At 66.6% G+C, this 20,454-nt stretch carries 23 protein-coding genes; 5 read left to right on the forward strand and 18 right to left on the reverse strand.

Going from position 1 to position 20,454, the window contains the following annotated elements:
* Positions 1-317: 317 nt before the first annotated feature.
* Both glnA and Q0053_RS12005 read right to left on the reverse strand, forming a co-directional pair.
* On the reverse strand, positions 318-1,724 hold the full coding sequence (gene glnA, locus Q0053_RS12000; protein WP_298100459.1) for a type I glutamate--ammonia ligase: 1,407 nt from the start codon (positions 1,722-1,724) through the stop codon (positions 318-320).
* Positions 1,725-1,799: 75 nt separating this feature from the next.
* Positions 1,800-2,138 carry a P-II family nitrogen regulator gene (locus Q0053_RS12005; protein ID WP_298100461.1) on the reverse strand — a complete coding sequence of 113 codons (339 nt, stop codon included), beginning with the start codon at positions 2,136-2,138 and terminating at the stop codon, positions 1,800-1,802.
* A gap of 120 nt (positions 2,139-2,258) precedes the next feature.
* Here Q0053_RS12005 and Q0053_RS12010 point away from each other — a divergent pair, with 120 nt between their 5' ends.
* The 4 genes from Q0053_RS12010 (at position 2,259) to Q0053_RS12025 (ending at position 5,386) form a co-directional block, all read left to right on the forward strand.
* Complete coding sequence (locus tag Q0053_RS12010; RefSeq protein ID WP_298100463.1) at positions 2,259-3,086, forward strand: NAD(P)H-hydrate dehydratase; 828 nt, start codon at positions 2,259-2,261, stop codon at positions 3,084-3,086.
* Between the two features lie 54 nt (positions 3,087-3,140).
* Complete coding sequence (gene yaaA / locus Q0053_RS12015; protein WP_298100465.1) at positions 3,141-3,908, forward strand: peroxide stress protein YaaA; 768 nt, start codon at positions 3,141-3,143, stop codon at positions 3,906-3,908.
* A 72-nt stretch (positions 3,909-3,980) separates the two neighbouring features.
* Positions 3,981-4,829, forward strand: a complete 849-nt coding sequence (locus Q0053_RS12020; protein WP_298100467.1) for a 3-hydroxybutyrate dehydrogenase — start codon at positions 3,981-3,983, stop codon at positions 4,827-4,829.
* A complete protein-coding gene (locus Q0053_RS12025) occupies positions 4,826-5,386 on the forward strand; it encodes a GNAT family N-acetyltransferase (RefSeq protein ID WP_298100469.1) in 561 nt (186 codons plus the stop codon). Before Q0053_RS12020 ends, Q0053_RS12025 begins: the two co-directional genes overlap by 4 nt.
* Here the strand turns inward: Q0053_RS12025 and Q0053_RS12030 are convergent.
* Genes Q0053_RS12030 through Q0053_RS12040 form a run of 3 tightly spaced genes read right to left on the reverse strand, consistent with a single transcriptional unit; the run spans position 5,374 to position 7,402 of the window.
* Positions 5,374-6,285 (reverse strand): L-threonylcarbamoyladenylate synthase, encoded by a 912-nt coding sequence (locus Q0053_RS12030; RefSeq protein WP_298100471.1) that lies wholly within the window; start codon positions 6,283-6,285, stop codon positions 5,374-5,376. The genes Q0053_RS12025 and Q0053_RS12030 overlap by 13 nt on opposite strands.
* Before the next feature lie 2 nt (positions 6,286-6,287).
* On the reverse strand, positions 6,288-6,869 hold the full coding sequence (locus tag Q0053_RS12035; protein ID WP_298100473.1) for a YceI family protein: 582 nt from the start codon (positions 6,867-6,869) through the stop codon (positions 6,288-6,290).
* Positions 6,839-7,402 (reverse strand): cytochrome b, encoded by a 564-nt coding sequence (locus Q0053_RS12040; protein ID WP_298100475.1) that lies wholly within the window; start codon positions 7,400-7,402, stop codon positions 6,839-6,841. Before Q0053_RS12040 ends, Q0053_RS12035 begins: the two co-directional genes overlap by 31 nt.
* Positions 7,403-7,527: 125 nt before the next feature.
* Between Q0053_RS12040 and Q0053_RS12045 the strand changes: the two genes are divergently transcribed.
* Positions 7,528-9,312: an acyl-CoA dehydrogenase gene (locus Q0053_RS12045; protein WP_298100477.1), complete on the forward strand. Its 1,785-nt coding sequence runs from the start codon at positions 7,528-7,530 to the stop codon at positions 9,310-9,312.
* A 285-nt stretch (positions 9,313-9,597) separates the two neighbouring features.
* Here the strand turns inward: Q0053_RS12045 and lpdA are convergent, their stop codons facing one another.
* The 13 genes from lpdA to Q0053_RS12110 form a co-directional block, all read right to left on the reverse strand.
* Complete coding sequence (gene lpdA, locus Q0053_RS12050; protein WP_298100479.1) at positions 9,598-11,019, reverse strand: dihydrolipoyl dehydrogenase; 1,422 nt, start codon at positions 11,017-11,019, stop codon at positions 9,598-9,600.
* A gap of 1 nt (position 11,020) precedes the next feature.
* Positions 11,021-11,500: a glutathione peroxidase gene (locus Q0053_RS12055; RefSeq protein ID WP_298100481.1), complete on the reverse strand. Its 480-nt coding sequence runs from the start codon at positions 11,498-11,500 to the stop codon at positions 11,021-11,023.
* A 13-nt stretch (positions 11,501-11,513) separates the two neighbouring features.
* The gene (locus Q0053_RS12060) at positions 11,514-12,827 is read right to left on the reverse strand and encodes a pyruvate dehydrogenase complex dihydrolipoamide acetyltransferase (RefSeq protein ID WP_298100483.1); all 1,314 of its coding nucleotides are present in this window, start codon (positions 12,825-12,827) and stop codon (positions 11,514-11,516) included.
* Positions 12,824-13,138, reverse strand: coding sequence for a DUF5076 domain-containing protein (locus tag Q0053_RS12065; RefSeq protein WP_298100484.1), 315 nt, complete (start codon positions 13,136-13,138; stop codon positions 12,824-12,826). The genes Q0053_RS12060 and Q0053_RS12065 overlap by 4 nt, the downstream gene beginning before the upstream one ends.
* Positions 13,135-14,529 (reverse strand): pyruvate dehydrogenase complex E1 component subunit beta, encoded by a 1,395-nt coding sequence (locus tag Q0053_RS12070; RefSeq protein ID WP_298100485.1) that lies wholly within the window; start codon positions 14,527-14,529, stop codon positions 13,135-13,137. The genes Q0053_RS12065 and Q0053_RS12070 overlap by 4 nt, the downstream gene beginning before the upstream one ends.
* Positions 14,526-15,551 (reverse strand): pyruvate dehydrogenase (acetyl-transferring) E1 component subunit alpha, encoded by a 1,026-nt coding sequence (gene pdhA, locus Q0053_RS12075; protein WP_298100487.1) that lies wholly within the window; start codon positions 15,549-15,551, stop codon positions 14,526-14,528. The genes Q0053_RS12070 and pdhA overlap by 4 nt, the downstream gene beginning before the upstream one ends.
* Positions 15,552-15,662: 111 nt before the next feature.
* Positions 15,663-15,992: a septum formation initiator family protein gene (locus tag Q0053_RS12080; RefSeq protein WP_298100489.1), complete on the reverse strand. Its 330-nt coding sequence runs from the start codon at positions 15,990-15,992 to the stop codon at positions 15,663-15,665.
* Positions 15,993-16,104: 112 nt separating this feature from the next.
* Positions 16,105-17,385, reverse strand: a complete 1,281-nt coding sequence (eno, locus tag Q0053_RS12085; protein WP_298100491.1) for a phosphopyruvate hydratase — start codon at positions 17,383-17,385, stop codon at positions 16,105-16,107.
* A 159-nt stretch (positions 17,386-17,544) separates the two neighbouring features.
* Positions 17,545-17,727, reverse strand: a complete 183-nt coding sequence (gene rpmF, locus Q0053_RS12090; RefSeq protein ID WP_284220375.1) for a 50S ribosomal protein L32 — start codon at positions 17,725-17,727, stop codon at positions 17,545-17,547.
* Positions 17,728-17,836: 109 nt separating this feature from the next.
* Positions 17,837-18,367, reverse strand: a complete 531-nt coding sequence (locus Q0053_RS12095) for a GNAT family N-acetyltransferase (RefSeq protein WP_298100493.1) — start codon at positions 18,365-18,367, stop codon at positions 17,837-17,839.
* Complete coding sequence (locus Q0053_RS12100) at positions 18,364-18,894, reverse strand: GNAT family N-acetyltransferase (protein ID WP_298100495.1); 531 nt, start codon at positions 18,892-18,894, stop codon at positions 18,364-18,366. The genes Q0053_RS12095 and Q0053_RS12100 overlap by 4 nt, the downstream gene beginning before the upstream one ends.
* A complete protein-coding gene (locus tag Q0053_RS12105) occupies positions 18,887-19,999 on the reverse strand; it encodes an NAD(P)/FAD-dependent oxidoreductase (protein ID WP_298100497.1) in 1,113 nt (370 codons plus the stop codon). The genes Q0053_RS12100 and Q0053_RS12105 overlap by 8 nt, the downstream gene beginning before the upstream one ends.
* Positions 19,996-20,451 carry a type II toxin-antitoxin system RatA family toxin gene (locus Q0053_RS12110; protein ID WP_298100499.1) on the reverse strand — a complete coding sequence of 152 codons (456 nt, stop codon included), beginning with the start codon at positions 20,449-20,451 and terminating at the stop codon, positions 19,996-19,998. The genes Q0053_RS12105 and Q0053_RS12110 overlap by 4 nt, the downstream gene beginning before the upstream one ends.
* Positions 20,452-20,454 lie beyond the last annotated feature (3 nt).

The raw sequence follows: 20,454 nt of genomic DNA on the forward strand, positions 1-20,454 counted from the left end.
CAACGGACACGACGGGACCGTGCGGTTGCCGCGTGTGTCGATCCTTCCCGGCAACGAAACGAGACAAGGGCGGCTTTGCCGCCGATCCTCCCTTCGACGAAAAATCGAGCCTGAAGGAAACGATCCGCGATGGTGCCACCGTCTCGATCCCGTCGTGTCCGCTGTGACCTCGTTGTGCTCGTTGTGATGAACCCTTGTCGCTGGAGGCCAATGCGTCAACTGGAGCGCCGATTGCTCTGGACCGCGCCCGGCACCATGAAAAAGGCGCCGGACGGTTTCCCGTCCGGCGCCGTCTTTCGTTCGACCTCAGCCGCCGATCAGCAGCTGTAGTACATGTCGAATTCGACCGGGTGCGGGTGCAGTTGCAGGCGCATCACCTCTTCCATCTTCAGCTCGATATAGCTGTCGATGAAGTCGTCATCCATGACGCCGCCCTTCTTGAGGAAGGCGCGGTCCTGGTCGAGGCTGTCGAGCGCCTCCTTCAACGAGCCGCAGACCTCGGGGATCGAGCCGCGCTCTTCCGGCGGCAGGTCGTAGAGGTTCTTGTCGGCAGGCGCGCCCGGATCGATGCGGTTCTCGATCCCGTCGAGGCCGGCCATCAGCAGGGCAACGAAGGTCAGATAGGGGTTGCCCATCGGATCGGGGAAGCGGGCTTCGATCCGCTTGGCCTTCGGCGAATTGACCCACGGAATCCGGATCGAGGCCGAGCGGTTGCGCGAGGAATAGGCCAGTTTGACCGGGGCTTCATAGCCGGGAACCAGCCGCTTGTAGGAGTTGGTGGTCGAGTTGGCGAAGGCGTTGATGGCCTTGGCGTGTTTGATGATGCCGCCGATGTACCAGAGACAGAGGTCCGACAGGCCGGCGTATTTGTCACCGGCGAACAGCGGCTTGCCGTCACGCCAGATCGACTGGTGCACATGCATGCCCGAGCCGTTGTCGCCGAAGGTCGGCTTGGCCATGAAGGTGGCCGACTTGCCGTAGGCGGCGGCGACGTTGTGGATGACGTATTTGTAGAGCTGCAGGCGGTCGGCCATGGTCAGCAGGTCGCTGAACTTCAGACCCAGTTCGTGCTGGGCCGGAGCGACCTCGTGGTGGTGCTTCTCGGGCTGCATGCCCAGATCGCGCATCACGCCCAGCATCTCGCCGCGCAGGTCCTGGGCGCTGTCGGTCGGGTTGACGGGGAAATAGCCGCCCTTGTGCCCGGGGCGGTGCCCCATATTGCCTTCAGAATACTCGGCACCCGTATTGGCCGGCAGTTCGATCGAATCGTAGGTGTAGCCGGTGTCGTGCGGGGCCGTGCTCCAGCGCACGTCGTCGAAGATGAAGAACTCGGCTTCCGGGCCGAAGAAGACGGTGTCGCCCACGCCCGAGGACTGGACATAGGCCAGGGCCTTCTTGGCCATCGAGCGGCTGTCGCGGTTGTAGGGCTCGCCGGTGTCGGGGTTCAGCACGTCGCAGAACAGGAACATGGTCGTCTGCTGGTAGAACGGGTCAATCCAGAAACCGTTCAGATCCGGCTTGAGCAGCATGTCGGACTCATTGATCGCCTTCCAGCCGGCGATCGACGAACCGTCGAACATGGTGCCCTCTTCGAGGAACTCTTCATCGACCAGGTCGATATCGAAGGTCACGTGCTGCATCCGACCCTTGGTGTCGGTGAAACGGAGATCGACGTATTTTACGTCCTTTTCCTTGATCTCCTTGAGAATCTTGCCGGCGCTCATGTCTTGCGAATCCTGTCTGGCGGGGGAGGAGAAGTAATGGGACGCGCCTCTCGGAACGACCCGTCGAGGGTGCGGTTATACGGCCTGGGCGCCGGATTCCCCGGTGCGAATACGGATAACGTCGATAACGTCGGAGATGAAGATCTTGCCGTCGCCGATCTTGCCGGTGCGGGCGGCCGCCTGGATCGCGTCGACGACCGAATTGACCATGTCGTCCGGAACCACCACCTCGATCTTGATCTTGGGGAGGAAGTCGATGACGTATTCTGCCCCGCGGTAGAGCTCGGAATGGCCCTTCTGACGGCCATAACCCTTGGCCTCCAGCACCGTCATGCCTTGCACTCCGGCGTCCTGCAGCGCTTCCTTCACTTCATCCAGCTTGAAAGGCTTGATGACGGCTTCAATTTTTTTCATCGGCGATCCCAGGCGGGCTGCTTCGAGCCGCACACTTGGACCGCAAGGGGACATTGCATTGCACAATAAGGCAAGTGTTTTTCGTCCGGGCGCGCCATACGTGAACGGAGACAAGCAGGGATGACACGCCCCGCCCTGCCCGACTGGCGCGCGGCCCTGCCCTGGCCGGGGGTCGAGACCCACAAACACGCGCGAGGACGGCTCGGCGTGGTGTCCGGAAAGGCGAACCAGACCGGTGCGGCGCGACTTGCGGCACGAGCAGGCCTGCGGATCGGGGCCGGTGTGGTGCGTATCCTGTGCCCGCCGGATGCGACCGCCGTCATCGCCCCTGCCATCGAGGCGATCATGCTGACCCCGTTCGGCTCCGACGAGGCCCTGGCCGAAGCGGCCGCCAACCTCGACGCCGTCGTCATAGGCCCGGCAGCCGGGATCAACGACGCCACCCAGGCCAATGTCCGCGCCCTTGCCGCGACGGGCGCGGCGCTGGTCGTGGACGCCGACGGGCTGACCGTGTTCGAGGGCTGGCCCGAGGACCTGTTCGAGGTGCTGGATCGCGACGACGTCCTGACGCCGCATGAAGGCGAGTTCCGGCGCCTGTTTCCCGGCCTGCTGGAGCAGGGCCGCGAGGCGGCGGCGGCCGAGGCGGCGACGCGGGCGGGTGCGGTCGTGGTGCTCAAGGGGGCCGCAACCGTCATCGCGGCACCGGACGGGCGGCTGAGCGTCAACGACAACGGGACGCCCTGGCTGGCGACAGCGGGCAGCGGCGATGTGCTGGCAGGCATGATCGCCGGGTTGATCGCGCAGCGGATGGACAGTTTCGACGCCGCACGGGCAGCGGTGTGGATGCACGCCGAGGCGGCGCGGGGTTTCGGCCCCGGGCTGATCGCGGAAGACCTGCCGGACCTGATTCCGGCCGTGCTGGCGGCGCTTTATTCACAGGTCCCCTGACCGCGACTTCCCGACCGGTTCAATTCGTCATCGAAGCGGCCTAGAGAGCCCGCCATGTTGATCGTCCTGTCACCGGCCAAGCGGCTGGATTTCACCGAAGCCGATAGCGGCCTGCCCGCGAGCGAGCGGCGTTTCCTTGAGGATACGGCGTCGCTGGCCCGGACCGCGCGCGCCCGCTCCGTGTCCGAGCTGCGCCAGCTGATGGGCATCTCCGACGATCTGGCACGGCTGAATCGCGAGCGGTTCCAGGCCTTCGATCCGGATTCGACCGACGGCGTGCAGGCGGCCTTTGCCTTCGCGGGTGACGTCTATGAGGGGCTGAGGGCGCGTGAGCTCGATGCCGCCGGCCTGGCCTTCGCCCAGGACCATGTGCGTATCCTGTCGGGTCTGTACGGCCTGCTGAGGCCGCTCGACCGCATCCAGCCCTACCGGCTGGAGATGGGGACGCGGCTGAAGACGCGGCGCGGTTCCAGCCTGTACGACTTCTGGGGGGACCGCATTGCGCACCAGCTGAACGCCGACGCCGAAGGCCAGGGCCGGCGCGTCCTGGTGAACCTGGCCAGCCAGGAGTATTTCGGGGCTGTCGACGCCCGGGCCCTGAAGCTGCCGGTCGTGACGCCGCAGTTCCGGGAATCGAAGGACGGCGAGAGCCGGATCATCTCCTTCTTCGCCAAGAAGGCTCGCGGCAGCATGACCCGTTTCGCCATCGACGCGCGGATCGACCGGGCCGAAGACCTCAAGGCGTTCGATCGCGACGGCTATCGCTTTGACAAGGCGGCTTCCAGCGAGACAGAGTGGATATTCACCAGATCAGGAAATTAATCCCGGCTGTCGCCTTCGCAACCGCGAACAGCTAGGCTGGCGATACGAGACTGACAGACGGACGAGACCTCCATGTTCCAATGGCCCAAACGCGGTGACGGCTTACAGACGGCCGGCGAGCCCTTCCGCGACATCGGCGACCTGAAGGGTCAGGTGGCGGTGATCTCGGGCTCGACGTCCGGTATCGGCCTGGCGTTCGCCCGCGCGATCGCCTCCCGCGGCGGCGACGTGGTGCTCAACGGTCTCGGTGACCCCTCTGAGATCGAGCGCACCCGGTCGGAGCTGGAGGCCAGCTGCGGTGTGCAGGTTCGTTATCATGCGGCCAATATGCTGCGCGGCGACGAGGTCGCGGACATGGTCGCCTATGGCCGGCACCAGCTGGGCCGGGTCGACATCCTGATCAACAACGCCGGTATCCAGCATGTCGAGGCGGTGGAGAAATTCCCGTCCGACAAATGGGAACAGATCATCGCCATCAACCTGTCCTCGGCCTTCTACGCCACCCGCGCGGCGATCCCGATCATGAAGGCGCAAGGGCGCGGACGGATCATCAATGTGGCCTCGGCGCATGGTCTGGTCGCCAGCCCGTTCAAGTCGGCCTATGTCGCGGCCAAGCACGGCGTCATCGGCTTCACCAAGACGGTGGCGCTGGAAGTCGCGCAGGACAACATCACCTGCAACGCCATCTGCCCCGGCTTCGTCGAGACGCCGATCGTCGAAAAGCAGATCGCCGACCAGGCCCGCACACGCGGGATGTCGAAGGAAGCGGTGCTCAAGGACATCATCCTCGGCTCCCAGCCGACCAAGCGGTTCGTCACCACGGACGAACTGACGGGAATGATGCTCTATCTGGTCAGCGACCTCGGGGCCTCGGCCAACGGGGCGAGCTTCTCCATCGATGGCGGCTGGACGGCGCAGTGAGCCCCGACCCTGATCCCAGGGCAGGGTTTGCGCTTTCAGCGCAGGACGGCACTGTCCGGATCGTCGCCTGTACCCTCGAGACCCTGGATGCCGAGGATGACGGTGGCCCGGCCCTGGCGCGAGCCCTGAATTCGGCAGACCCGCTGAGCTGGCCGCCGGAACACAACGAGGCCTCGACCCGCGACTGGATGCGGTCGCTGATCCGTGACCATCCGGACCGACCGGGATGGGGTAGCTGGTATATCCTGGCCAACGGCCGGCCGGTGGGGATCTGCGGCTACCAGGGTCCACCGGACGGTTCAGGCTGTGTCGAGATCGGCTATTCGGTTGTCGGGGGCGATCAGAGGCAAGGCTACGCCGGCCGGGCGGTGACCCTGTTGGTCGCGAGGGCATTCAGTGATCCGCAGGTAGCGGTGATCGCCGCCGGGACCTTGCCTGCCCTCATCGCCTCGCAACGTGTCCTGATCCGCCAAGGCTTCGTCCTTACCGGTTCCAGCTTCGATGACGAGGTCGGCGAGATCCTGCGGTTCACCCTGAACCGACCTCAGCCGACATAGCCCGCCGCCCGCCTCAGCCGGTCGTTGATCGCTTCGCCGAGGCCGGTCGCGGGAATGGGCGACACCGCGATCCCCGACGGCCGCTCACGGTCCGCCTCGCGCAGCCGGCGGAACAGATTGGCCGCCGCCTCGCGCAGGTCGCCGGTCGGGCTCAGGCTCCAGCGCGGCTCACCGACGCCGGGGCCGAAACCGAGCAGGATTTCACCGTCTGCCACGCCGTCCGCCTCGATCCGCACGGGGGCGTCCGGCGCATAGTGCAGCGCCATCCGGCCGGGTGAGCGATGCCCCTCCCCGTCCCGGTCCAAGGGACCGACAACGGCCTCGATCTCCTCGCGGGTGACCGAGCCGGGGCGCAGCAGGGAGACGCGGCCGTCCAGCACCGAGACCACGGTGCTCTCGACCCCCACGGCGCAGTCGCCGCCGTCCAGCGCCGCTTCGGCAAAGGCTCCGGTCTCCTCGACGGCGTCCGCGAAGGTGGTGGGACTGGGCCGTCCGGAGCGGTTGGCGGACGGCGCGACGACCGGGCGGCCGAAGGCAGCGATCACGGCGCGGGCACGGGCATGGCCCGGCACGCGCACAGCCACGCTGTCCAGACCGGCGCGCGCCAGGTCGCAGACCCGGTCGCGGTCCCGGACCGGGGCCACGATCGTCAGGGGCCCAGGCCAGAAGGCCTCGGCGAGGGCCCGCGCCCGGGCGTCGAACACGGCGATGGCTTCGGCCTGCACGGCGTCAGCGACATGGGCGATCAGGGGGTTGAAGCGGGGCCGGCCCTTGGCCTCGAAGATGGCCGCCACCGCGACGGCGTTGCCGGCGTCGGCGGCCAGGCCATAGACCGTCTCGGTCGGAAGGATGACGAGATCGCCACTGGAAAGGGCGCGAACGGCCTCGGCGTCGGCCACGGTCAGCCGCGCTGCGCCTGAAGCGCCACCCGCACTGTCACCTGCCGTCCCACCAGCCCGTTCCACGGCCCCGATGTCCCTATGCCGAAATCCGCGCGGTCCAGAGAGAACGCGCCGGTCAGATGCGCCCGGTCGCCACTGACGCGCAAGTCCACCGGAAAGGCGATCGTCCGGGTCTGCCCCCGGATGGTCACCTCTGCCTCGGCCATATAGCGCGCGCCGCCCTCGGGTCGCAGCCCCTTAAGGTCAAGGCGGATGTCGGGATATCGGGCCGAGTCGAGGAAGGCCGGACCGATCGCGCGTGAACTGGCGGCCGAGGGTGACATCCTCAGCGAACGCGACTGAACCACCACCCTGGCGCGGGTCTGAACGGGCGAATCCGGGTCGAACACCACATCGGCGCGCCAGTCTTCAAAGCGGCCGGTGTGGGACCCGCCAAAGGCCCGCACGGCCATCTCGATCCGGGATGACTCCCGCGTGACCGTCCAGTCGGGCGGCGCCGCTGCCGCAGACGTCAGGAGCAGCAGGCCACAGAGACCCGCAAGGCGAAGGGCTAACCGACCTGGTCGCGGCGCGGTATCCATGGAATCATCCGGTGAAGGACATTGTCCTTTTCGATGAACTGGTGCTTCAGCGCCGCCAGAACGTGCAGCGCCACCAGGGCGTACATACCCTTCATCACCAGTTCGTGCACATCCATCAGCTGCCGAGACACGGCACGCCCGCCCTCGATCGGCAGCAGCGGCCAGTTGAACAGGCCGAACCAGCTGATGTCACGGCCCGAGGCCGAACTGGCCAGCCAGCCGGTCAGTGGCATGGCGATCAGGGCGACATAGAAGAGGATGTGGATGCCCCGGGCCAGAAACTTCTCCCAGTCCTTCATCGTTCCGGGCATCGGCGGAGCGGGATTGGCCAGCCGCCAGCCGATCCGGACCAGGGTGAGGATCAGGACCGTCAGCCCGGCCGCCCTGTGAATCTGGACGAATTCCCTGGAGATGGCCTGCCCCTCCGTCGCCTCATGCGCGGTAATCAGGAGGACCTGCGACAGGATCATCAGGGCGATGAGCCAGTGAAGGATCACCGAGACGGTCGAATAACGACTGCGTGGCTCTGCCATGAGATGTCTCCAATATAGGTCATATTTATGGACTATATCGCCGTCCGCGCCAACCCCACTTGCGTGCCGTCGCGGCAAGGCGTCAAGAACGCATCCAGACAATGCAGATTCAGGCCCGACTGCCGATGACATACCAAGCCCCCGTTCGCGATCTCGCCTTCACCCTCCAGGCCGTGGCGGGCATCGACCAGGTCGCGGCCACCGGTGCCTTCCCAGACTATGACGCCGACCTGCTGGGCGCGGTGCTTGAGGCCGCGGGACAGTTTTCGGAAGGCGTGCTGGCCCCGCTGAACCGGATCGGCGACCAGAAGGGCTCGACCTTCGCCGACGGAAATGTGACGGCGGCCCCGGGTTTTGCCGACGCCTATCGCCAGTTCGCCGAGGGCGGCTGGACCGGCCTGTCCGCCCCGACCCACGCCGGCGGCCAGCAACTGCCCAAGGCGCTGGAACTGGCGGCCTTTGAGACCGTCCACGCCGCCAACATGGCCTTCGGCCTGTGTCCCATGCTTTCGCTGGCGGCGATCGAAGCTCTGGAGGCGCACGGCACGCCCTCGCAGAAGGACATCTATCTGACCAGGCTGGTGTCCGGCGAATGGACCGGGGCCATGGTCCTGACCGAGCCCCAGGCGGGTTCGGACCTCGGGGCCCTGACCACCACGGCGACGCCGAACGGTGACGGGACCTATGCCCTCAACGGCCAGAAGATCTACATCACCTGGGGCGACCACGACGCCACCGACAACATCGTCCACCTCGTGCTGGCCCGCCTGCCCGACGCCCCCCCGGGACCCAAGGGGATCAGCCTGTTCCTGGCCTCGAAATTCCACGTCATGGCCGACGGATCCCTGGGAGAGCGCAACGGCTTCCGCCCCGTGGGCGTCGAGCACAAGCTCGGCATCCATGCCTCGCCGACCTGCGTCATGGCCTTCGAGGGCGCGACGGCCGAACTGGTCGGTCAGCCCAATCAGGGCCTGGCCCACATGTTCATCATGATGAACGCCGCCCGCCTCGCCGTCGGGGTCCAGGGCGTCGGCATCGCCGAGCGGGCCTATCAGCATGCCCTCGCCTATGCCCGTGACCGGCGGCAGGGCCGATCGGCCTGGACCGGTGAGGCCAACGCCCCGATCGTCGACCATCCCGACGTCCGCCGCATGCTGGCGGTGATGAAGGCCAGGATCGCCGCCGCCCGCGGCATCTGCCTGTCGACCGGCGTCGCCGCCGATCTGGCGAAGTATGCGGCCACCGAAGAGGATCGTCGCCGCTGGAAGGGCCGCGAGGACCTGTTCACCCCGATCGCCAAGGCCTGGTCGACCGACGTCGGCTGCGACATCGCCTCGCAGGGCATCCAGATCCACGGCGGCATGGGCTTCATCGAGGAAACCGGCGCGGCCCAGCACTATCGCGATGCCCGCATCGCCCCGATCTATGAAGGCACCAACGGCATCCAGGCCATGGACCTCGTCGGCCGCAAGCTGTCGCAGGACGCCGGGCAGGCCGCCCATGACCTGATCGCCGACATGAAGGTCACCCTGGCCGCCCTGCCGCGCCTCTATTCCGGCCAGCCGCTCGACGCCTTCGCCGAGGGGGTCGTGGCCGTCGAGGCGGCGACCGACTGGGTCCTCGAACGCAAGGGTGCCGCGGATGGGGCTGCCGATGTGCTGACCGCCGCCGACGCCTATCTGAAACTGGTCGGCGACGTCACCGGCGGCTGGATGCTGGCCCTCGGCGCGCTCCATGCCCGCGACCAGCTGGACAGCGGCCAGGGCGACCCGGTCTGGCTCGAAGGCAAGATCACCCTGTACGAGGTCTATGCCGCCAATGTGCTGGTCGGGGCCGGTGGCCGGATGGCCGCCATCCGTCAGGGCGGGGCCCTGCTGGAGCGGATGACCGCGGACGTGCTGGCGGGCTGAGGCGCTTGTCATCCCGGCCGAAGCGAAGCGGAGAGCCGGGACGGGCAGGACAGCCCTGACTTCTCTCTCCCGGACAGCCCGCTTGGGCTGAGCCGGGAGGCAGCCGGACGCCGCACGGGGCTATTCTGAACGCGGCGCAGGAAACCCCGGGACCGGGTTTTGCAGTCGCCCGTCTCCCGGCTCAGCCCAAGCGGGCTGTCCGGGAGGAGCCAAGGGGCAGCACGCCGTCCCGGATCACCGCTTCGCGGCGTCCGGGATGACAAGGAGTCCGGACCTTCTCGAAGGTCAGATGTGGATCACCCGCCCCCAGGCGTCCAGCGCGGCCTCATGCATGGCCTCGGACATGGTCGGGTGGGGATAGACGATGCCGTGGATGTCCTCTTCCGTCGCCTCCATGGCGATGGCGGTGACATAGCCCTGGATCATCTCGGTGACCTCGGCGCCGATCATATGGGCCCCGATCAGGGCCCCGGTCTTCGCATCGAAGATGACCTTTACGAAACCGTCGGTATCGCCCGAGGCGATGGCCTTGCCGTTCACCTTGAAGGGGAAGCGGCCGATCTTGACGTCCAGCTTCGCCTCGCGAGCCCCCTGCTCTGTGATCCCGACCGAAGCCACCTGTGGCTGGGCGTAGGTGCAGCCGGCGATGGGCGAATGGACGTTCGGGGTCTTGAAGCCGGCGATATGTTCGGCGGCGTGGATACCTTCATGGCTGGCCTTGTGCGCCAGCCAGGGCGCGCCGGCACAGTCACCGATGGCATAGAGACCCTTCACATTGGTCTGGCAGTGGCCGTCGATGGTGATGTGACCGCGGTCCATGTTGACGCCCAGCGCCTCCAGCCCGATGCCGTCGGTGTTGGCGGTGATACCGACCGCCGAGATGCAGACCTCGGCCTCAAGCACCTCGGCCTTGCCGCCGGCCTCGATGGCCACCTGCACGCCCTTGCCGCCCTTCGAGACCCTGGTGACCTTGCAGCCGGTGCGGAACTTCATGCCGCGCTTTTCGAATGACTTCTGCGCCGCCCTGGACACCTCCTCGTCCTCGACCGGCATGATGCGATCGAGGGCCTCGACCACGGTCACCTCGGCCCCGAGGGCGCGGTAGAAGCTTCCGAACTCGATGCCGATGGCCCCCGAGCCGATGACGATGATGGAGCCGGGCATGGCCTTCGGGGCCATGGCCTCACGATAGGCCCAGATGCGGTCGCCGTCGGCCTCCAGACCGATCTGCGGAATGGCCCTGGCGCGGGCCCCGACGGCCAGCATGACCGCCCTGGCCTCGACCGTGCGCGAACCGCCGGCCTTGAGGGCGACGACCACCTTCGGCGCAGCGGCACCCTTCTCCAGCTTCGCCGAGCCCTCGATGACCTCGATCTTGTTCTTCTTCATCAGATAGCCGACGCCGGAGTTCAGCTGTTTCGCCACCGCGCGCGAGCGGGCGATGATGGCGGCGAAGTCGAAGCCGACCTTGTCGGCAGACAGGCCGTAGTCCTTCAGATGGGAAAGGCTCTCGTATTTCTCCCCGGACTTCAGCAGGGCCTTGGTCGGGATACAGCCCCAGTTCAGGCAGATGCCGCCCAGGTTCTCACGCTCGACGATGGCGACCTTCAGGCCCAGCTGGCTGGCGCGGATGGCGGCGACATAACCGCCGGGGCCCGAACCGATGACGATGAGGTCGAATTCTGCGGATTGAGAAGGGGTGGGCATGTCAGATCAGCTTCTCGATATCGGCCGCAATGGCCTCGGGTTCGACCTGCGGGGCGTAGCGCGCGACCACGCGCCCCTCACGGTCGGTCAGGAATTTGGTGAAATTCCACTTGATGTCGCGGGTGCCGAGAAGCCCCTTCTTCTGGCTGGTCAGCCAGGCATAGAGCGGATGACGGCCGGGGCCGTTGACCTCGACCTTGTCGAACATCGGGAAGTCGACGCCAAAGGTCATGGAACAGAAACTGGCGATCTCGGCCGCCTTGCCCGGCTCCTGGGCCCCGAACTGGTTGCAGGGGAAGCCCAGAACCTGAAACGGTTTGTCCGTATACTGACGATGTAGCGCCTCAAGCCCGGCGTACTGGCCGGTGAAGCCGCATTTCGAGGCGGTGTTGACGATCAGCAGGGCCTGGCCGCGATACTGCTCCAGCGCCGTCTCGGCGCCGTCGATGGCCGTGGCGCTGAAGTCGTAGACCGAGGTCATGCCGCGTCTCCGATCAGGCCAGCATCGTCACAGGATCTTCGATCATCGCCTTGAAGACCTGCAGGAATTTCGCGCCGATGGCACCATCGACCACGCGGTGATCGCAGGTCAGGGTGACGGTCATCACGGTGGCGACCGCCAGCTGGCCATTGACCACGACGGGCCGTTGTTCGCCCGCGCCGACGCTCATGATCGCGCCCTGGGGCTCGTTGATGATCGAGGCGAAGGCCTTGATGCCGAACATGCCGAGGTTGGAGACCGAGAAGGTGCCGCCCTGGAACTCTTCGGGCTTGAGCTTGCGGTCGCGGGCGCGTTTGGCCAGGTCCTTGGACTCGGTCGCGATCTGCGAGAGTGTTTTGGTCTCGGCCTTGCGGATGATCGGGGTGATCAGGCCGCCGTCGATCGCCACCGCCATCGCCACATCGGCGTGATGGTGCAGGGCGATGCCCTCGGGCGAATAGCTGGCATTGGCCTCGGGCACGGCCTTCAGGGCCATGGCGCTGGCCTTGATGACGAAGTCATTGACCGAGACCTTGACGCCATCCTTCTCGAGCAGGGCGTTGACCTTGGTCCGGGCGGCCAGCAGGCCGTCGATGCGGCAGTCGATGGTCAGCGGGAAATGCGGCACGTCGCGGAAGCTGTCGGTCAGGCGCCGGGCAATGGCCTTGCGCATGCCGTCCAGGGGGACGAGGTCGTAGCTGCCGTCCGGGATACCCATCTGGGCGAGGGACTGGACCTTGCGGGGCTCGCCGACCGGGGCCGGAGCCGATGCCGTAGCCGGTTTGGCCACGCCCGTCGGCGCACCTTCGAGGTCGCGTTTGACGATCCGGCCGTGCGGGCCTGTGCCCTTGACCCCGGACAGGTCGATATTGCCCAGGGCCGCAAGACGGCGTGCCAGCGGCGAGGCGAAGATCCTGGTCTCCTCCCCGTCGCGCAGCGATGGGGAGGGGGACCGCGAAGCGGTGGAGGGGTCGGCGGCGGGCGTGGTTGGAGCCTTGGGGGTCTGGGCTGCGGGCGCCCCTCCACCAGCCTTCGGCTGGTCCCCCTCCCCATTCTCCGCACGGGGAGGAGACGAGACAGCCGCCCCGTCCTCACCCTTCAGACGGGCGATCGGCGTATTGACCTTCACGGCCTCGGTCCCTTCGGCGACGAGGATGTCGGTGACCTCGCCCTCGTCCACGGCCTCGACCTCCATGGTCGCCTTGTCTGTCTCGATCTCGGCGATGACGTCGCCGGCCTTGACCATGTCGCCGACCTTGACGTGCCATTTGGCCAGCACGCCCTCTTCCATCGTCGGCGACAGGGCAGGCATCAGGATGTCGGTCATGGCATGCTCCCCGAGGCCGGCTCCTCGACCACGGTCTCGACCCCGGGACTGTTCAGAACGTCGGAGATTCCGGCGAGGATCTTGTTGTAGGCCTGCTTCTCATCATGGTCGTGCCGGACCATGTAGCCATGGGCCATGTGTTGGGCCGCCATGGCCAGCACCTGACCAAACTGACGCGGATCGTTGAAGGCCGGCTTGATCACCATGACCGGCTCGCCCTTCGACCACCAGATGCGCAGGATTTCGACCGCCTCGGCGTCGGCGGCGACGCTGGCAGGGGTCTTCAGCTGGAACTCCGAGGCTTCGGTCATGCCATTACCGCCCGGACAGCCTTGATGATCTTGTCCACGCCCGGCAGCGACAGCACTTCCAGATTGGCGGCATAAGGCAGCGGCACATCCTCCTGGTGGACGCGCAACGGCGGCGCGTCCAGGTAGTCGAAGGCGTGTTCGATGACCCGGGCCACGACCTCGGCACCGACGCCCATCGGGCCCCAGCCTTCCTCGGCCGAGACCAGACGGCTGGTCTTCTTAACGCTCTGGACGATGGTCTCGTGATCCAGCGGACGAAGGGTGCGCAGGTCGACGACCTCGCAGGAGATGCCCTCTGCGGCCAGTTGTTCGGCGGCCTGCAGGGCGAAGCCGACCATGCGGCTGTGGGCAGTAATGGTGACGTCGGTTCCCTCGCGCCGCACCTTCGCCTTGCCGATCGGCAGGACGTGGTCGCCCTCGGGCACGTCGAACTCCAGCCCGTACATCATCTCGTGCTCGAGGAAGACGACGGGGTTGGGATCACGGATGGCCGCCTTCAGCAGGCCCTTGGCATCGGCCGCGTCATAGGGGGCAATGACCTTCAGGCCGGGCACCTGGGCATACCAGGCGGAATAGTCCTGGCTGTGCTGGGCACCCACGCGGCTGGCGGCGCCGTTGGGGCCGCGGAAGACGATGCCGGCGCGGATCTGGCCGCCGGACATATACAGGGTCTTGGCCGCCGAATTGATGATGTGGTCGATGGCCTGCATGGCGAAGTTGAACGTCATGAACTCGACGATCGGCTTCAGCCCCGCCATGGCGGCCCCGACGCCCAGGCCGGCAAAGCCGTGCTCGGTGATCGGGGTATCGACGACGCGCTTGTCGCCGAACTCCTGAAGCAGTTCGCGGCTGACCTTGTAGGCGCCCTGGTACTGGGCGACCTCCTCGCCGATCAGGAAGACCTTGTCGTCCCGACGCATCTCCTCGGCCATGGCGTCGCGCAGGGCGTCGCGGATGGTGGTCTTGACCATGGGGGTGCCGGCGGGGATTTCGGGGTCGTGGAGTGCGGCGACGGGCGCCCCTCCACCACCCTTCGGGTGGTGCCCCTCCCCATTGGCATGGGGAGGAGACGCGACGGCGGCCGTCTCCTCCCCGTCCGCGCTTGCGGATGGGGAGGGGGACCGCGAAGCGGTGGAGGGGCTGGCCGCAGCGACATCGCCGGAAAGCCGCGCGATCGGCGTGTTGACCTTCACATTCTCGGAGCCCTCGGCCACGAGAATTTCCAGCACTTCGCCCTCGTCGACGGCCTCGACCTCCATGGTCGCCTTGTCGGTCTCGATCTCGGCGATGACCTGGCCGGCCGAGACGGTGTCACCCGCCTTGATGTGCCATTTGGTCAGCGTGCCCTCTTCCATCGTGGGCGACAGCGCCGGCATCAGAATGTCGGTCACGCTGAGGCCTCCACATAGACGTCGGTGTAGAGCTCGGACGGGTCCGGCTCGGGGCTTTCCTGGGCGAACTGGACGGCCTCGGCGACGATGGCCTTGACCTCGTTGTCGATGGCCTTGAGGTCGTCCTCGGTCGCGCCGGCCTGATCCAGCAGCATCTTCACATGGTCGATCGGGTCGCGGGTCTTCTTGACCTCATCGACCTCTTCCTTGGCCCGGTATTTGGCCGGATCGGACATGGAGTGGCCGCGGTAGCGGTAGGTCTTCATCTCGAGGATGTAGGGTCCGCCGCCTTCACGGGCGCGCTTGACGGCGCGGGCCGTTGCATCGCGGACGGCCAGCACATCCATGCCGTCGACCTGTTCGCCGGGGATGCCGAAGCTCGAGCCGCGCTCGCTCAGCTGCGTCGTGGACGAGGAGCGTTCGATGCTCGTGCCCATGGCGTACTGGTTGTTCTCGATGATGTAGATGGCCGGCAGCTTCCACAGCTGGGCCATGTTGAAGCTCTCATAGACCTGGCCCTGGTTGGCCGCGCCATCGCCGAAATAGATAAAGGCCACGCTGTCATCGCCGCGATAGCGACCGGCGAAGGCCAGGCCGGTGCCGAGCGCCACCTGGGCGCCGACGATGCCGTGGCCGCCGTAGAAGCCCGTGGCCGTGTCGAACATATGCATCGACCCGCCCTTGCCCTTGGACGAACCGCCGATGCGGCCGGTCAGCTCGGCCATCACCTCTTTCGGGTCCATGCCGGCGCACAGCATATGGCCGTGATCGCGATAGCCGGTGATGATCTTGTCGTGGCCCTGTTTGACGCTCTCCTGAACGCCGACCGCCACAGCCTCCTGGCCGATGTAGAGATGGCAGAAGCCGCCGATCAGACCCATGCCGTAGAGCTGGCCCGCCCGCTCCTCGAAGCGACGGATGAGGACCATCTCGCGATAGAAGCGCAGCAGGTCCTCTCGGGACGCCGTCGGCGCGTTCGGAATCTTCTTCGATGCAGTCTTGGCGGCGGGGGCTTTCGCCATCCGTCATCTCCCGGCTGGACCCCGCTGTCAGGGCCTCTTGTCGTTACGGAAAGGGGCTTTAGCAGCCTTCGTTCCTGAAAGGCAAAGTCGTCTCGAGGCTGTAACGAAAGTTCACGCCCGGGGCACGGAGGTTCCGGCGACAACCGGTGCCGAGACCCGGATGACATAGTCGCGGGGGTCGGCGAATCCGAGCACGGCGCGGGCTCTCTCCTCCAGAAGATCACGGGACAGGCTGTCGGTGCGCAGATACCGGACCCGGACCTCGAGGTCCTGCCGCTGCTCAAGGATACCGGCCAGCTGCGCCTCGCGCTGCGCCATCAGGGCGTCGCGCTCATGTCCACTCAGCAGCCCCCGCTGCCCTGTCAGTGCCTGAACGCCCAGATAGGCGACCAGAAACAGCAGGACGGCAGACGGCAAAAATGGCTTCATCCGTTCAGGCATTACAAACGCTCCTTCTGAGCGTGGACTCAAGACTGCCGAATCCTGACCGAAAATGCCTAACGAACCGTAGCTTGATGGCAGGATATGCAGCCGCACACCCTGTTTTTTCGCCCTACCGGTTCAGCAGCATGCCGTCGCCGAAATAGACACCCTGGTCGCCCAGCATTTCCTCGATGCGGAGCAGCTGGTTGTATTTGGCGGTGCGGTCTGACCGGGCCAGCGAGCCGGTCTTGATCTGCCCACAGTTGGTGGCGACGGCGAGGTCCGCGATGATGGAATCCTCGGTCTCGCCCGAACGGTGGCTCATGACGGCCGTGTAGCCGGCACGATGGGCCATATCCACGGCATCCAGAGTCTCGGACAAGGTCCCGATCTGGTTGACCTTCACCAGGATGGAGTTGGCCAGACCCTCGCCGATGCCGGCCGCCAGTCGGGCCGGGTTGGTGACGAACAGGTCGTCGCCGACGATCTGGCAACGATCGCCGAGGCGCTCGGTCAGCAGGCGCCAGCCGTCGAAATCATCCTCGGCGCAGCCGTCCTCGATCGAGACGATGGGGAAGCGTTCGCACAGGTCGGCCAGATAGCTGACCATGGCCTCGGACCCGAGCGTCTTGCCCTCCCCGGCCATGACGTATTTTCCGTCCTTGAAGAATTCCGTGGCGGCGACATCGAGGCCGAGATGGAAATCCTCGCCGGCCAGATAGCCGGCGGCCTGACCCGCGCGGGTGATGAAGCTCAGCGCCTCCTCGGCCGAGGCCAGGTTGGGGGCAAAGCCGCCCTCGTCGCCGACATTGGTGTTGTGGCCCGCGTCCTTCAGCTGTTTGCGCAGGGCGTGAAAGATCTCCGAACCCATGCGCAGCGCCTCCGAGAAGCTCTCGGCACCGGTGGGCAGGATCATGAACTCCTGGATGTCGATCGGATTGTCGGCATGGGCTCCGCCGTTGATGATGTTCATCATCGGGGTCGGCAGGACGCGCGCCGAAACGCCGCCCAGGTAGCGGTGCAGCGGCAGCCCCGAGGAGATGGCGCTGGCCTTGGCGACCGCCAGGGAGACACCGAGAATGGCGTTGGCCCCCAGCCGGCCCTTGTTCTCCGTGCCGTCGAGGGCAATCAGGGCCTCGTCGATACGACGCTGATCCTCGGCGTCCATGCCGCTGAGGGCGTCGAAGATCTCGCCATTGACGTTGTCGACCGCCTTGCCGACGCCCTTGCCGCCCCACAGGTCCTTGTCACCGTCACGCAGTTCCACCGCCTCATGCGCGCCGGTCGAGGCACCCGAAGGCACGGCGGCGCGGCCGAAGCTGCCGTCATCGAGGATCACATCCACCTCGACCGTCGGATTGCCGCGACTGTCGAGAATCTGGCGGGCAACGATGTCGGCGATGTCGGTCATGGGAGCGCTCTGCTGTCAGGGAGAGCGCGGGGTTTAGCCCAACACCCGGGGAATCGCCAACCGTCAGACGCAACGCCGTCAGCCGGCAAGCAGAACGCACGAAAACGGCGCGCGGTGAACCGCGCGCCGTCATTCATTCAGCCGAAGCCGGTGAAAGACCTAGTCTTCCTTGGGCGTCAGAACCTGACGGCCACGATAGGTGCCGGTCTTCAGGTCGATGTGGTGCGAGCGGCGCAGCTCGCCGGTGTCCTTGTCCTCGACGTGCGGGTTGGAACCCAGCGAGTCGTGCGAGCGGCGCATGTTGCGACGCGAGGGCGATACTTTGCGCTTCGGAACGGCCATGTCCGTCTCAATCTTCTTGGAGTGGCACCGGTGAGGGCGCGAAAACAACAGCGGCGGCCCGAAAGAGCCGCCAGCGAGCGCGGGCTTATGCCTCAACCCGGCCCGGAGTTCAAGCGGGAGGTTGTCCTGTCGCCATCATCGCCCGATCCGCCCGTGACAGGGCGAAATACAGACTGTCCTTCCAGACCCCGCCGACATTCCAGGTGCGCGCGCCAAAGCCGGTGCGAACGAAGCCCAGCCGCTGCAGCAGCCGAATCGAGGCGGTGTTCTCCGGATCGACATCGGCGGTCAGGGTGTCGACGGCCCGGGTGCTGAACACATGGTCGATGACGGCCCCGACCGCCTCCCTCGCCAGCCCCTGCCTCCAGACGTCGGGATGCAGGATGTAGCCGACGTCGGGCAGGACGTAGAAGCCGGCCTTGCCGATCACCCGCCCATCCCATTCGACCACGAAGTCCGGATGGTCCGGACCGGTGGCGATCATGGCGTCCAGCCATTCCCGGGTCTGTTCCAGCGTCGCGTGCGGCGGGGTCGACCACCACAGCATGGCGCGCGGGTCCGACAGGACGGCGTGCATGGCCTCGAGGTCCCCAGGCTGTGCCGGACGCAGGATCAGGCGCGGGGTGACGATCCGGGTCACGTGAGAGCCCTGTCGAGCACCACGAAGGCCAGGTCGCTTCGACGCGGAACGCCGAAGCGAGGGTCCGTGGTTGGAAACGGCCGCCTTTCGCCGGTCAGCGCATAGCCCCGCCGCTCATACCAGGCGATCAGCTCGGTTCGTTGAACAATGACCGTCATCTCCATGCGGTCAGCGGCAAAACGGGAGCGGGCAATGGCCTCGGCCTGATCGATCAGGCGGCGACCCAATCCGCCGCCCTGCAAGGTCGCATCGACGGTGAGCATACCCAGGTAGGCCAGCCCACCGCCCTTGTCGGTCACATGGACGCAGCCGATCAGCGATCCCTCGCGCTCGGCCAGCAGGATAACCTGACCCGGGTTGCTGACGCTTTCAGCCAATGCCTCTTCGTCGATGCGGGCCGCGTCCAGCAGATCGGCCTCATGGGTCCAGCCTGCTCGCGCCCGGTCGCCGCGATAGGCATGGTGCACCAACGGCTGAATCAGTGCCACGTCAGAAGCCGTTGCCGCGCGGAACGTCACCTCATCCATCCGTCAGCATCCCCGCCACCGCCTCGCCGATCGCCAGCGAACTGGTCAGGCCCGGGCTTTCGATACCGAACAGCACCACCAGACCGTCGAGGCCGTGGATCTCCCGACCATGCAGCTGGAAGTCCGGCTGCGGCTCGCCCGGACCGTGCAGCTTGGGGCGGATGCCGGCGTAGTCGGGCGTCAGCGCGCCGTCCGGCAGGCCGGGCCAGAGGCGCCGGATATAGCCCTCGAACTCCGCGGCCTTGGCGGGATCGACCGAATAGTCCTCGGCCGTGACATAGCTCAGGTCCGGCCCGAACACGGCCTGTCCGCCCAGATCCTTGCGATAGTGGGTGCCCAGGGCGCCGGGGATGGGCGGCGGATAGATCAGCCGCTCGAACGGGGCCTTGCCGGTCAGCCGGAAATAGACGCCCTTGCCGAAATGTCCGGCCGGAATGCGGTCGGCGGGGTAGCCCTCGATCCGGGCGGCGACGGCCTGTGCGGCCAGTCCGGGCGCGGTAACCAGCAGTCGGGTGGTCAGGGTCGCCCCGCCCTCCCCGCCCGCGGTGATCGTGAAGCCGCCGCCGGGCAGCGGCTCGGCCCGGTCAAACGGCGTGGAGACCACCACCGAGCCGCCGGTGTCCTCGATCTCACCCTGCAGGGCCAGCATATAGCCGTGGCTGTCGAACACCCCGCTCTCTGTCGAGAGGATGGCGGCATGGGCATTCAGGCCGGGCTCCAGCGCCCGGGCCTGGGCACCGGTCAGATGGTCCAGTCCCTCGACGCCGTTGGCGGTGGCCTGGACGAAGATGGCCTCGATCCGCTCAACCTCGGTCTCGTCCGTTGCCACGACCAGCTTGCCGCATTTGCGGTGGTCGACCTTGTGGCTGTCGAGAAAGGCATAGAGCGCCCGCCGCCCCTCGACGCAGAACCGCGCCCTCAGCGAACCGGTCGGATAGTAGAGACCACCGTGGATGACCTCGGAATTGCGCGAGGAGACGCCCTGGCCGATGTGGGGTTCCTTCTCCAGCACCAGCACCGACAGGCCCCGCTTCGCCAGCGCCCGCCCGCAGGCGAGGCCGACCGCGCCGGCGCCCACCACCGTCGCGTCGAAGTCGAAGCTCATCCTTTCGGGCCGTAGAGGCTGGCGGCCCGCGCCTCGAAACAGGCCATCAGCTTGCTGACGGCGCGGTCGAAATTGGCGTGCAGCATCCCGTCCAGCAGCCGCGACTTGAAGGCGAAGTCGATCATGAACTCGACCCGCGTCCCGGCGGGATCGGGATGGAATTCCCAGCGGTTCTTCAGATGTCTGAACGGCCCGCGGATCAGGCCCACCTCGACCGTGTTCCGGTTGCGGTCATGACGGGACCAGGTCGAGAACCGTTCCCTCAGAAAGGAAAAGCCGACCGCCGCCTCGGCATCCAGAACCGATACCCCGGGGGCCTCCTCGCGCTCGTTCCAGACACGCATCGCCGTGACCCAGGGCACGAAGTCGGGATAGGCGCGCACGTCGGCGACCAGCTCGGCCAGCTGGGCCGGCGTCCAGGGCAGGATTTTCGTGACGCGGTGGACGGCCAAGCG

This window comes from Brevundimonas sp., assembly GCF_027487935.1.
GTDB lineage: Bacteria > Pseudomonadota > Alphaproteobacteria > Caulobacterales > Caulobacteraceae > Brevundimonas.